The 14,499-nt window shown below is 47.4% G+C and carries 6 protein-coding genes; 1 reads left to right on the top strand and 5 read right to left on the bottom strand.

All coding sequences use genetic code 11. The features are described from left to right. Positions 1-140: 140 nt before the first annotated feature. The 4 genes from ACFQ0C_RS23460 to ytaF form a co-directional block, all read right to left on the bottom strand. Complete coding sequence (locus ACFQ0C_RS23460) at positions 141-2,399, bottom strand: DNA topoisomerase 3 (RefSeq protein WP_379370131.1); 2,259 nt, start codon at positions 2,397-2,399, stop codon at positions 141-143. 283 nt (positions 2,400-2,682) lie between these two features. After that, positions 2,683-3,465 (bottom strand): SDR family NAD(P)-dependent oxidoreductase, encoded by a 783-nt coding sequence (locus tag ACFQ0C_RS23455; RefSeq protein WP_379370129.1) that lies wholly within the window; start codon positions 3,463-3,465, stop codon positions 2,683-2,685. A gap of 65 nt (positions 3,466-3,530) precedes the next feature. After that, positions 3,531-4,115: a hypothetical protein gene (locus ACFQ0C_RS23450; RefSeq protein ID WP_379370127.1), complete on the bottom strand. Its 585-nt coding sequence runs from the start codon at positions 4,113-4,115 to the stop codon at positions 3,531-3,533. 290 nt (positions 4,116-4,405) lie between these two features. Next, positions 4,406-5,041, bottom strand: a complete 636-nt coding sequence (ytaF, locus tag ACFQ0C_RS23445; RefSeq protein ID WP_379370125.1) for a sporulation membrane protein YtaF — start codon at positions 5,039-5,041, stop codon at positions 4,406-4,408. A 132-nt stretch (positions 5,042-5,173) separates the two neighbouring features. Between ytaF and ACFQ0C_RS23440 the strand changes: the two genes are divergently transcribed. Further along, positions 5,174-5,854, top strand: a complete 681-nt coding sequence (locus ACFQ0C_RS23440; RefSeq protein ID WP_379370123.1) for a DUF1232 domain-containing protein — start codon at positions 5,174-5,176, stop codon at positions 5,852-5,854. Positions 5,855-6,000: 146 nt separating this feature from the next. Here ACFQ0C_RS23440 and ACFQ0C_RS23435 read toward each other — a convergent pair whose 3' ends face one another. Beyond that, positions 6,001-14,154, bottom strand: coding sequence for an S-layer homology domain-containing protein (locus tag ACFQ0C_RS23435; RefSeq protein WP_379370121.1), 8,154 nt, complete (start codon positions 14,152-14,154; stop codon positions 6,001-6,003). Between the last annotated feature and the right edge of the window lie 345 nt (positions 14,155-14,499).

Raw genomic sequence — 14,499 nt, 5'->3', positions numbered from 1 at the left:
CAAGGTCATTGCAGAGCTGCTTCCTTGCTCTACCAATTGACGGGCATCTCGCTCCGACAGGTCTGCGCCGAAGCTGTCCTTCCAGATTACAAAGCCGCAGCCGGCTTTGTATTCCGTACAGCCATAGCCGCGCTTGCCGGCTATGATCCTGCCCGCGCAGCCCGCCCGCGGGCAGGCCGCGATGCCGACGCGCGCAGCGCCNCCGTACAGCCATAGCCGCGCTTGCCGGCTATGATCCTGCCCGCGCAGCCCGCCCGCGGGCAGGCCGCGATGCCGACGCGCGCAGCGCCGCCCGGCTCAGGCACGCGCCCGGCGCTGCGCAGCTGCGGCGCTGCCGCGGTGGCGGCTTCGCCGGCGTCAGCGGCGCCTCGCCGCGTGCGCACGGCTGCGGCTGGCGCCTCCGCAGCTTCGCTGCTACGCTTGGCGCGCGTGCGCTTCGCGGGCGCGGCTGCGTCGCCCTCGCTTGCTTCGGCATCCCCCGAAGCAGCGCTGCGCTTACGCGGCGCACGCTTAGCCGCAGCTGCCGCCGGCTGCGCCTCGCTTTCGAAGGCTTGCTTCGCCGCCCTCGACTGGATGCGAACCTTGTCGATGATCAGATTCGTGAACTTCTTCACGTTAGCCATGAACGTGTCATCCGAAGCCAAACCACGCGCAATTTCATTAAGCCTGCGCTCCCAATGGCCGGTCATTTCCGGCGATGTCAACAGATCGACGCCTGCTTGGCGGATCAGCTCCACTGCCATGCGCCCCTTCTGCGTAATGACAATTCGTTTCCCCTGCATCACAATATAGCCTACATGCTTGAGCCGCTCGATAACCGAAGCGCGCGTTGCAGGTGTGCCAAGACCGGAATCCTTCATCGCATCGCGAAGCTCCTCATCTTCAACCTGCTTGCCTGCGCCCTCCATAGCTTTCAGCAGAGTTCCTTCCGTATATGACTTAGGCGGCTGCGTCTCCTTTTCTTTGGCAGCTATTTTAGAGCATTGTACACCTTCATCTTCCTTCAGGCTAAAGGGCGTACTAATCTCCTCTTCGGCGGCTTGGTCATCATCCTCATTTTTTTCAGCCTTGCCCTTTGCTTTAGGCTTATCCTTCTTTTGATCGGCATATATTACTTTCCATCCGATAGAGAGCAGCTGTTTGATCGTGCTTTTGAACGACTCCTCTTCAACAGAAGTTAGTACGGTATGCACCTTATATTCCGCTGCTGGATAGAAATGGGATAAAAACCTTCTTACAACCAAGTCATAAATATGCTGCTCGTCCGCCGATAATCCGCCAGCCTTTTTATGCGTAGGAAGTATAGCATGGTGATCTTCGACCTTGGCCGGATTGCAAACCGCTTTATTATTTTTATGCACAAAACGTTTCTCCGCCCCAGCCACCAGCTCGTCATAAGAGGTACCGCGAAGCTGATCCAACGCTCGATGCATCTCGGGAATGTTTTGTTCATTAACGTAATTTGAATTGGTCCGCGGGTAGCTGATAACTTTATGCTTCTCATACAACGCCTGCGCTACATCCAGCGTCTTTTTTGCTGAAAACCCGAATTTCGCATTCGCTTCCCGCTGCAAAAGTGTCAAATCATACAGCTTAAAAGGATATTCCTTCGTATCCTTTACTTCGTAGCTGGCGATGGTGCCAGGCTTTTTCTTGCATTTATCTACAAGGGCCTGGGCCTTCTCAGGATCCGTCAATCTATCCCCCTGCCACATCCCTTTATATTCGGTTTCTTCTTGTGTAAAAATCGCTTCTACATCATAAAATTTGTTGGAGCTAAACGCTTCGACTTCCTTTTGACGATCATACAATATCGCCAGTACCGGTGTTTGCACACGGCCAACTGACAGCAGCACCTGATGCTTGGTAGTAAAAGCCCGCGAGCCATTCATCCCAATTAGCCAATCTGCTTCGCTCCTGGCACGGGCCGCTTTAGTTAAATTCTCGTACTCCGCACCTTCCCGAAGCTCGGCAAAGCCTTTGCGAATAGTCTCCGGTGTCAAATCGGAAATCCACAGCCTTTTTACCGGTTGCGGCAATTTCAAATGCCTCTGAATGAGCGAAAAAATATGCTGCCCCTCTCGTCCCGCATCACAGGCATTAACAAGCCTTTCACTGCGCTTGGCCAAATCGGCAATGACTTTCAATTGATCCTTCGTTTTGGCATTGGGCACCAGCTTGAAGTGATCTGGAATGATCGGTAAATCTTGAAAATTCCATTTCTTATACTTCTCGGCATAAGCATCCGGCTCGGCCAAGCCAATCAGATGCCCAATGGCCCATGTAATAATGTATTGCTCTCCTTCTATATATGTCCGGAAATTTTTGGCCTTAGGATCAATAGCGGCCGCAATATTGCGCCCCATATCAGGCTTTTCAGCAATAATTAATGTCTTCAATAATACGTTCGCCCCTCATACATAAAAATACCGCTTATTTGATTTCAATTCAATCCATGTATGCTATAGCTTAATCTAATCCCCGGTTATGTCAATGGGTAGTCTGGTCTATCTCAATCATATCAGCAGTACTTGAACTGTTCAATCCAAGAAAGCTTGCCGATTTAATTACCTTGCTTGTTACATATAAACAGACAAAAACCCTGTCGTCAAACGGCAAGGTTTTTGTCTGTTTATATGTAACCTCTAGCAGAAAAGTCTGCCAGCAATAAATTCATCCAGCTTAAAGAGCCGCGCCTTTTCCTCCATCAACATTCACTGAGGTTCCTGTTACATAGGAAGCTGCATCAGATACTAGAAAAGCGATAACATTAGCCGCTTCCTCTGTATTTCCTATTCGACCAAGCGGAATAGCATGCTTCGGATCCGTGGCGAATTGCTCCCAAGTCATATCCGGCGCCATCTTCTTCCACATTTTCTCAATCTGATCACTACGTATCGTACCTATACATACTGCATTAACTCTTATACCGTCAGCCGCCAAATCTTTGCTCATAGCATTGGTAAGCGCCAAACCGGCAGCACGGCTTACAGAAGTAGGTAAGGATGAGGCCGATGGTGTTTTGGCTGCAGAAGTAGCCAAGTTAACAATAGCCCCTCCACCTGCTTTACGAAAATGAGGGATAGCTGCACGAGAACAATGGATCGCACCGAATAATTTCAAGTCAAGATCATGTGTCCATGTTCCTGTTTCTACTTTTTCAAACGAATCAGCGGCAGCGGTTCCTGCATTGTTGACCAAAATATCCAATCGGCCAAACCTAGCTGCAGTCTCGGCTACGGCCCGCTCACATTCCTCCTGCGAGGTCATATCCGCCTGAATAACCAATGCCTCCTTACCTGTATTCTCGGTAATGTACGCGGCAGCTTTCTGCAAATCATCCTCATTGCGGGCGCAAATGGCTACATTGGCACCTTCCTTCGCTAATGTTAGAGCCGTGTGAAATCCAATCCCTTTACTTCCTCCGGTAATAAGAGCAACCTTTCCTTTTAACCCTAAATCCAAATATACTCACTCCCTCCTGATTTACCTCTAGATTACTCCATTTTCATCAGAAAGGCGAGAGTCTCTTACTGTGAAGGCTGTAGCTGTGGTTTAACTTCGGGTGCAGGCTGGTCACCAGGTGAAGTTGGCAGCAGCTTGATCTCTGGAGTCACAGCTTCCACTCTAGACGCCTGGGGCTGAGGCTTGGCCACCGTTGAAGGTTCAACTACTTGTGCTTGACGAGGCCTGCTCTCCGGTACAGGTTCTACGGCTGGCATTGGTCTAGCCTTATTAGGTGTCGCTGCTTCTACAGGTTGCGGTGTTCGGACCGTGCTTTCATTAGTTACACCTGCAGCTTGAGATTGTTGTTTGTTCTCAGCTGCTTCACCCTTTAATTCCGGTTGCGATTTGCTCTCAGTCGCAGCTCCAACGGATTGTGAAGCTTTGTCTTCAAGCGATGCTTTATCTTTTGAAGATAGATCATTCTGGGCTCCGCTTGATGAAATCTTTTCGTCTGCTTGGGATTGAGCGCCTTTCTGCTGTTCCGTTATCTCAGAGCTTCCGCTCCCCTTGCCTCCTTTTTCACCGCTGCTGTTAGTTGGATTGCTGCTGCAAGCGGCCATAGTCATAACCAAAGTAAAACTCAATAATGTAATCACTGCTCTTCTCATTTGCTCATCTCTCTCCTTATCATTGATCCAGCTCTTTGTTCCTTGTGAACATCTTTTATTTTTGATCATAGATGTTAATAAAACTTCTCTAACTTGTAAACAAATTGTATCTAAAAGGCTTCAAGCCAAATGGATTCGTAATTGCAGGCCTCGTTGCTCATTGAATTCATGAAAGTATTTATAATGATCCAGAAATAAAAAAGGTGCCCACAAGAGGAGCACCTTCTATTTTGTCATAACGAGCACCCTAGCATCGTAAAATATCTAGACAAGTAACTACAGAACTTGCCTCAATTAAAAAATGAATTGCATGCGATTAATAAAAGGATGATGCCGCTCAACATCGTACCAAATTGGCCCAAGTTGAAAGAACCAATATGAATTCCCGCCACTTTACGGCCTACAGCAACACCAAACCACACGGTTATGAAACTGCCGATAGCAGCGGTTAAGGAGATCGCCAATGGTGACAATCCAAGCAGTCCGGCTCCTAAACCATTTGTGACAGCATTCGCAGATAGTACGACACCGAGAATCAGAGCTTCACCTATTCCGATTTCTCCAGATTTATCAGTATCGGCCGTTTCAGGGTTTTGTAAAATGTCCTTTAATGATTTGCTTTCGGACTGTCCCAAGCCATTGGTGAGGGATATCTTCTTCTTACGTGGAACTGCTAATAAAATGATACGAATTCCTATGATGAATAATAACAACGCCCCTACCAAGACTGGAAATATTCCTGGCAGAACATTGGAAAGCCATTGCCCGCCTAAAATCCCTATTTCGCTAAAAAGAAAGCAAATGATAGCCATAACCAGATTTGATAAAAAACGGATGCGCATTTCCCTAATTCCATAGGATATGCCAACACCAAGATTATCCAGGCTCGATGAAACCGCAAAACCCAGAATCAGAAACCATGCCATAATTGTTCACTCCTCTGTATTGTTACTGTCATTGTATTGACGATGTTGAGAAAAAGTGCATATCCATCTCAAGAATTGTTGAGAAAACTCAACACCCTTGATCAACAATAACTAACAAGGAGTGAATAATAGATGATATATGAGAATCAAAAGCAAAGAGACCTTGGTGCTACCCTAAAGTCATTACTAAAAGAACGTTCATTGTCAATGCGTAAATTGAGCTCGCTTACCGGAATTGATACAGCAACAATTTCACGAATTATTAGCGGGAAGCAAAACGCCAAACTGGACCATTTACAGCTTTTTGCTGTTCATCTTGGCATTTCAACGGAACAATTATTTCAGATCGCAGGATATGACATCGGTACCAGACAGGTTGATCAGCATTCGGACTTTCATGCATCCGTAGACAGCATCAACGAGGTTCTCCTTTCTTACAACCTGTTCGATGCTCAGTTTACAACTGAGCTTGTTCGGAAAGAGCTGATCAAATACGAGCAATATGCGTTGACGGAGGAAGGACGGAGAACCATTCTTGAGGACTTTAGAACGAAAGTGGAAAGTGTGAACAGTGCCGGTCCTTTTATTGACAGGCTGAGGCAAATGTATGTATTGTTTTGCGAAAGTGAGCTTACATCGGAAAGACAAGCCATAATCGGAAGTGCCTTGCTTTATTTTATTTTATCCACTGACATCATACCTGATTACGTATTTCCGATAGGCTATCTGGACGATGCCATTGCAGTTCAAATTGTATTAAATCGGCTTGCACTTATGGATGATAAAGAACAGTCTCACGAAAATAACGTTTGATATGGAAGAAAGAAGTCAAGATAAACAACGAGATCCGTTTATCTTGGCTTCTTTTTTACTGCAACCTATTAGACAGCTTGCAGACAAGAAAATAAACAAACGGAGACATCTCCTTTTAGAAAGAGGATGTCTCCGTTCGAAATGTATTATTGACCTATCAATCCTAGCTTGCTCATAGCCCGTAGGATCAGAACGCTGCCTTGAGCACGTGATGCCGTAGCTTGCGGTCCGAATACACCATCCGCTACACCGTCGATCAGCTTGTGGCTGCGTGCTGTCTCGACATAAGCTGCGGCCCATGATGCGATATCTCTTCCGTCAGTGAAGCCCGGCAATGAACCCGATGCTTCGAGCTCCTTCACTTGCGCCTCAAGACCTAATGCGCGTACAACCAGTACTGCAAGCTCTTCTCTTGTTAATGGATCTTCGGGACGGAACATGCCGTCCTCACCACCCTGCACAAGTCCTTGTTTCTTCGCTGCTGTAATGTATGGATAGTGCCATGCGCCAACCGGTACATCAGCGAATGACTCTTGTTCGACAGAGCTTCCGACAGAAGGAGTGACTATCTCTTGGGACATAGTCATCTCTACGAGAAGCTTCGTAAATTGTGCTCTCGTGACCGGACGATCCGGCTGGAATTCATCTGCCGTCATTCCATCAACAATATGGCGGGATATGAGAACATCGGTATCCCGCTTCGACCAATGTCCGACGAGATCGGCAAATGACTTATTATAATCCATGACCGCATAGGTACCAAGCCGACCGATCGTTGCTGAAATCGAACTGGATCTGGAATCGAATATTCCACCCGCATAGTGCCACTTCGTTGGATCAGCTTCGTCCTGACGGTACAGTCCCAGCTTACGTTCATCAAAGTCACGATGCTTATTGGCATCATATTTCAATGTCAGCTTAAGCGGCTCCGCCAAGCTTCCAGAATCCAACATCAACCGAAATACGCCGCTGTATTGATTATTCATTTCCGGCTTCGCAATTTCATTTTCACCGGCCTGTTGAACTGTCAGCTTATGTCCATTAGCAAATGCACCCGCAGGAATATCCAACCCGATACGGCCGTCGAAACCTTTCCACTGCTGAGGATCAGCCGTAACATCAACCATTATTGTATTTTCCGTTGTACCCGGATTTGTCGTATCAACCGGGACTGCGCTGCCGCCACCGCCGCCTCGTCCGGAGCTTGAACTATTTTCGCTAAGTGTACGCGCGGTTACTGTCACACCTGAAGCTTGATTGCCGCTCTCATCGACAGCCACAAGCTTGACTTCATACTCAGTTGCCGCACCGAGCCCTGTAATGATGTAGCTGTTAACACCTTTGGCTATAACAACCGGACTGCTAAACGCCTCAGTTGTCCCCTGCTTTCTCCAGGAAACAAGAATTTGCTTAAAATCAACATCGGACGGATCATTCCAGCTAAGTGCAATAGATTTAGCTCCTCCAACACCTGAAGGCGCAGTAATATTGCCAGGAGCTATAGTATCCATGGTACGGGCTGTAAGCTCCACTACATCCGATTCATTCCAATACGTATCCGCAGCTGTTAAATGGATTTTATACACGGTACCTGGGAGTAGACCGCTGATACGGATCGATTGAACACCTTTATCTACATATTCCGGAATACTAAAGCCAGTATCGTCGTCCTTCTTCCATGAAACAAGCACCTTACGCAGATCGTTATCTGCGGGATCCGCCCATGTAAGAGTCAGGGCCGTCAACTCGGCCGTTACTCGGGCCCCCATTACTGTAGCAGGTGCGGTAGTATCCACTACCACTGCTTCCTCCTGAGCCGTTTCAGCTGTTACCCTTACACCGGCAGATTCCACATCGTTGCGGCCAACCGTCACAAGCTTCAGTTCATAGGCTTTGCTGCGCTCCAATCCATCTAGAACGGCAAAGGTTTGATTCGCAGCAATTACCTTCGAGCCTGCTGCCCCACCTGCTTTGGGCTGCCAATAAAGCTTATAGGCTTTGAAATCAGTTCCGTCTATAGCCTGCCATTCCAGCGCTATTTGCCTGCTTCCGCCAGCTGCCCTCAAGCCAGAAGTCGCTTCTGTTGGGGCTGTGTTGGCCGCTTTTACAACAACCGCATCCGCAATGTAATCCTCTTTCATCGCCACTTGTGCATAGCTTAGCGATTGTGCGGCAATGACAACCTTGTAGGAATTGCCCTGTTTGAACTTAATGTCATTGGGATCCGGGATGAAGCGGAATCGTTTGGCCACGGTTTGCTGCATGCCATCTGTCTTCGGATCGACAGGAACGACTGTACCGGCAATAATGTCCCCGTCAGCCGTCTGCACTCGGATTGAAGCATCGGTTAGAGTATCGTCTAACATATACTTCGTAAAGCCCACTTGAACCCCATCCCCGTACACCGCATCTATAACGGTAACCTGTGGAGCCTGCAACGATACCATAGGAATATTCACATCCAAGTGTGGAGGCAATACGGTTAGCTCCGCGCTTTCTGCAGGTAAATAGCCTTCCTTCTCATAGAGCACCTTCCATTTGCCTTCCGGAACATCCCACCCATACCGGCCTTGACGGTCGGTAACAAGAGGATTTTGCTGGCCAAACCATGCTGAATCCCATACTTGCCACTGCTTGCTGTCATCATCCTGCTGCAGCAGTGTAGCTGTCACACCTTCCACTCTGTTTTCAGACAGCGTTTCGTATACATAGCCGCTTGGATCCCAAATCCATGTCGGTTCTGCAACTTTATCATCTTCTTTACGTTTCTTTTTATTATCGTCATCATCTTTCTTCTTGCAGCGATCGATGGCACCAGCAGCAGCCATGTCGTCGCGCCATTTTTTGTCCTTCTCAAAATCCGCCTTTAATTGGTCTAAATTCTCTTTCCAACTGTTCATGCCGATATCACCGATAAGCTTGAATGTACTTCCCAGCACAAAAGCACCTACAGGCGGTATTGCCAACGTTAACGTTCCGGCAATTAATCCTAGACCCGTCATCGTATTTTTGACAACCAAATTTCTGGAAGCTTGCTCAAAAAGAAGATCGGTTGCTTTAATATAATTATTAACGGTCGGTACATGACACTCACTATTGATTACGTAATCCTGAAATTTAATCAATTCGTCCGCGTACTTGGCTAAAGACAGGCCGTCCATTACGTAAGTCCTTAGACCGTTCAACGGACCAATCGGGAGTGCTTTTGCAGCTTTTCCATTGGAAACGATGAACTGCAGAGAGTTAACGACATAATCCTGGCTGCCTTTGGAGCCGAATTGTTGAGCGAACTCGTTCTGCTGCTGCGGACTTAACAGCGATACAGGCACTGTAGCATTGATGGTAATCATGCCAGCCGCTTCATTCCAATCCATCGAATAATCATAATAGGGAATTCGTCCCGTATTTCCACGATCCGGCTTAGCAACCGGCTTCATCTTCCAACGAACAAACAGCGTATCCTTCCCTTCATTATCCAACGTCACTTTCATCGGCTTGGAATGATAGAATCCATCATCGCTACCGGCAGCCCCTTTCCATTGCGGGACTTCTTCATCTTCGATAACTTCGTAAGTAGCATTGCGCCAAACATCCGGAAGATTGCTGCGTGAAGTCTCCCAGTCCGATTGGGAAGGAACCGGTCCTGTTTGATATTCCTTCGGTTTCTCATCATAAGTGACGAAAATGCCCGTGCCTAGTGAATAGGGCGGAACGAACAACGCTTCGAAGGCTTGGGTTGATTCATTCCAGGCTGCCTTCGCCTCTATCGTTCCCACTGTAACTTTAACGTTAGACACATTCTGCGGCTGATTAAAGTCAATCGAAAAATACATCGTCATGCCCGGAACAATAACATAGGGAAATCTGGCGACTCCTTGGCCTGGGTTGAAGCTCAGCACTCTGCCATCGGTTTGTCTCATTGTGAACTTCGTGATGGCGGCATAATTTGAATCAACCGATACAATAACCGGTTGGGATTGTTTGATACCTTGAGGCGATTCAATTTGTGCGGTCAGTCTGTACCTGCTGCTTTCTCCCCATACTTTATCGACTGCTTTTGTCGGTAAGGTTATGTTGGCATACCAGATCCCGCCCGGTGTCGCTTCCGCGTATCCGACTAGCTGTTCATCTGTATGAACCGTTACCTTTTGTCCAGCCGGAGCACGCCCAGTTACTTTGATGGAGTTCCCCACAGACCGTTCAGGCGCTTCCAACGACACGTCTCCTATTCTTATAAATGAGGCTCCGAGTTGCTCATCCGCGGCTTTGCCAGCCCGCTTGTAATTTATACGAACCATTGCGTGCACATCGAAAGCTGCGGTATTGTCAATTTTAAGTCTATAACTGAACGAGCCTTCCTTGCCATTTACGATACTTCCTATCCTTACATCTGCTGTCCCACCATTCACTGCTGGCGTTACTTGGATACCGTTTAGCATAACGCTGTCCGTCAAAAGCTGAGTTCCAGCAGGAATCCCTATGGCAAGAACAGCATCGTCCACGGAGTTAATGCCCGTAAGGCTGTAGCTTCCACGCAGCGTGACTGTATCGCCAGGCATAGCCTTCAGCTCTTCTGTACTTAATCCGTTGCCCTTCTTTCCTTGAAATAAATCGTCGGACCGTGGGATCGCTACAGGACCAAGGTCCTTGAGCTCACCTTCCTTGACAGTGACATCGATCGAATAAGTTTGCCACGGCTCAAGATTGGTTTTAGCTCCTGCAAGGGTGATCCTATAATCGCCGCTTTGCGGTACCGAAGTCCAGAAATTCCCGTTCCGATCCAAATTGATGTAACGACGGAAACTCATATACCCGCCATCCAGCTTTTGATAAAGTTCACCCCGGTAATTGGAAGTTGAGGTTGCTCCGGCAATCGCACCTTGGATTCTTCCTTTCTCCACCAATCGTAGCTCCGCTGTTCCGCTTACCTGCTCATCCAGTACAACTTCATCACAAGACCTGGAGAGTCCAGCCTCATTGCCAGACAAGCAAACATTCGCAACCGAGCCTCCCGAACCTTTTACTTTAACGCGGTTTCCTTCTACCTGACCGACTGAATGGAATGTATTTTTGCCTGATCCCTCAATTGTAAAGCCGTAATGAACAGACTCTCTCCAATCGGAAATATTGATAGTCTGCCAATCTCCATCCACAGGCTTCATCTTTGCATCAATAGTCAACATACCGGCATCATTATTATAAAGAATCGGACTATACCTTAATTGTTCTCCTGCTCCTACATAAAAGTAACTGATCTCCAACGTTTTCAACGGTATGCCTTTTGTTGTATGGGCGCTGCTCGCATAGCTCCCTACATCCGCCTCGATTGCGTATGTTCCCGATTCGTCCGTTTCCACTTCGAATTGGGCATTATTCCCTTGCAGTAACACCTTCACTCCACTTAGAGGAGCTCCTTTGGCGTCGGTAACGATCCCAGCCAAGCTTCCTTTAGTCAGCTTCTCAATCTGGATAGTTTGTTCATTTAAACCCGGTTGAAGGCGCACGGAAGCCGTTTGCGGCACTGCATAAGGCGGTCGAACCGCAGGCCGTATTTTAATGATGTCGCCTGCATAATAATTCCCTCTCAAACTTACATGTCCGTGATATTCAGTTAGTCCTGTAAATAATAATTGATCCTGCGAATTATAAAATTCAACATATTGATTGGAAACCTCTAATTGTCCCGAAAGCAGCTTTACCTTTACTTCCGCTTGCGGGTTTACCGTCACTTCTTTACGAATCTCCTTACCGCTAACCACAGCTACACCTTCTTGTGAAAGCAAGCTCTGTCCGGCGGGATCTACGATCGTTAAACGGTAATCGGAACCTTCGGCCAAATCAACATCTGCCTCCAAATACCCGGATTGCCCCGATGGCTTGGTCAGTTTGCTGCTGTTGCCCACGTTTTTCCCTTTACTCCAAAGCAGCACCGAAGCTCCTTGAAGTGCATCCAAAAACTCCGAGTTTACCGTTACCTTCAACCTGCCGGCCACTTTCTGCGGCAATGAATCAAGCTGGACAGATACAGAAGGCTGCTGTTTCAACCTGATTTGTATCGCTGACAGCTCCATCGTACCAGCCGGAATCTGAACATTGGCCGTATATTGCTCTGGAGTTCCAACAGTCTCGTTCATCGGAAGTGTCAATTGTTTCGTTTCTATGCTGCTGCCGTTCTCGACTTTATAGTCGACAAGAGCTTCAAGCTGTTTACCTGCCTGACTGTAAGCACGTACAGTAAAGCTGCCGCCCATGACAGGCAAGCCATGGACTGACGGCGTGGCTGACCAGCCTGGCCTGAGTATCTCATCCTCCTGCTGCGGCTTGGTTTTGCATAACTCCTCAGCCTCCAGACATACCGCATATACATCAGAGTGGCTGGATGTGAATGCCACAATAGAGCCGTTGCCGGACATACTAGTATCGTATGTAGATCCTGCTCGATTGCCCACTCGTTTAAACTCCTTGTTAGTAAGGTCATAACGAACGGAGCCCCATTGAGAGTCGAACGCTTCATAAGGTCCTGGTCTGCTCTCAGGGTTATAGTTGTAATAGTTCATGCTTATATAACGGTTATCACTGCTCAGTCGAGGATTTCTTATCCCGATATCTTCATTCCTCGGAAATGAAATTACGATCTCACTGTTTCCGGTTTGCCGATCCATGAAATACAGTCTCATATCTTCCGTCTGCCAAGCGGAAGTGAACACGATGTATCTGCCGTCCGCAGAAGGACTCACATCCCAAACCATACTTTCTTGTCCATTATTAATGAAAGGGGCATATTCTAGCTTCCCTGTTGATGTATCATAAATAAACAGCTTCACCATACTTTTAGTTGCTTCCGGAGTTAAATTATTCGCGTAAGAGAGGAACATAGCATACCGGCCATTGTCAGTAATGACAGATCCTGTGCTGTAATCATTCCCTTGAATTCCATCAGCCGATACCGAAATCCGTACAATCTTCTTATCTGCGCTGAAGCGGTTATAAAGAAACACATCGCCGTATTCATTCGTATCTTGGCTTACAATGTCGTCAGCTGTGGAGGAGAACGTGATCCATTGCATGTCGTCACTCATGGAAATAGAGGTTGCTGAGCCGCTAAATGATTTAGGCAGTCTCTCCTTGCTTTTGGTGACACGGTCATAGATTACAATGGTATAAGCTGTTGCTCCATCTTCCTTTTCGAAAAACTCGGAATAAGCAATATACCGTCCGTCCGGACTTAGATCAAACAGCTGCTCCGTTTCGACCAAGTATTCTTGCATAGCGGCAATCCGTTCCGTTTCACCCGATTTCATATCGTACACGAACAATTCATGTTCGCGAAACTGAGGATTTAATGATCCAATATAAGCAACTGTGCTCCCGTCCTTGCTAATGGTTGGTTTCCAAAACATGTGCGAATATTCTGCATGATCAGGCCTTTTAGCAATTCGCACCGCATTTTTATGGAACGTTGCCACCCATTGGTCTGTTCCTGGAGACTTGTTTCCAGCCTTATCTACAGAGCGGACTCTGTATAGGAGCTTTTCCATTTCTCCCAGATTACCTTCAAAATAGTTGCGTTCCGAAGTCGTTTTTACCTCCTGCCCATCTTTCTCGATTATGTAATGGTCAACAGTAGGATCCTCGATATAGGAGCCGGGCTGGTTAGGGTCATTGATCATCGGGTGATCCCACTTCAGCTCAATAGAGTTGTATGTCACATTGGACCATTCAATTGACCATGGATCTGCCGGCGGGGTTCGGTCAACAATAAATCGCTGCGCTCCTGAAGCTGCGCTCACTTCCCCATTCACCTCAACGGATGCCGTCAATTCATAATTACCCTCCTGCGGAAACGGAATCTTCAGCTTGAAGCGACCTATATTCGGTCCATAAACTTCAGATGCAACCGTATCCCCAATCTCCACGGAAGTTGTGCCCTCATAGCTTGCAAACAGCCTGACAATGCCGTTCAATGCAGCCGTTCCGGCAACCTCAACGGATTCAGTAGTCACATACGGCGTTAAGGGAAATAAAACAGGCGGCAAGGGCCCGGATTGAAGGTATACCGCCTTCATCACACTTGCCTCTATTGCAGGAGCTTTATCCGGCATGGATGCTCCTCCGTACACGCTGCCGGTTACAGCTGAAACTAGCTCTCCCACTTTTTCCGTTATGCTTCTTCCATTTGCAGCAATCAGGCTATCCTTAGGCTCACTATAAGGAGCTGCTGCAAAGGATTGACCAGGCGGAACGGCGAGCTGCAGCAGCAGACTAACGACAAGTAAAAAGGCAGTCAATTGTTTCATCATTCTATCCCTCTTTCTTTGAAAATAGCGAAAAACAAACGATTAGAACTAGCCATACAAGATTCCTAAGTTCTCATCCCTCCTTTGATTCGGAACTTTCTACGTCTTTATATATTCCTTTATTCGCTTCGTATTCGTGAAGGAGTATTCGTTACCTTCCTGTTTGGACTGAATTGAGCTGTAAGACATATAAAATCATGACTCAGTCATACGGCTAACAAGAATGGTAATGATGACTTTCCAGTGACTCTATTTTCCACAAATAGGAAAAAGGACTTATTCTAGCCATTACGGTAGAATAAGTCCTGTAATTGTAATTACATCAACAACTATAGCTGCCTACAGCGG

The sequence above is a fragment of the Paenibacillus sp. GCM10027630 genome, assembly GCF_042676305.1.
Taxonomy (GTDB): Bacteria; Bacillota; Bacilli; order Paenibacillales; family NBRC-103111; genus Paenibacillus_S.
This window is presented reverse-complemented; position numbering and strand designations above follow the sequence as displayed.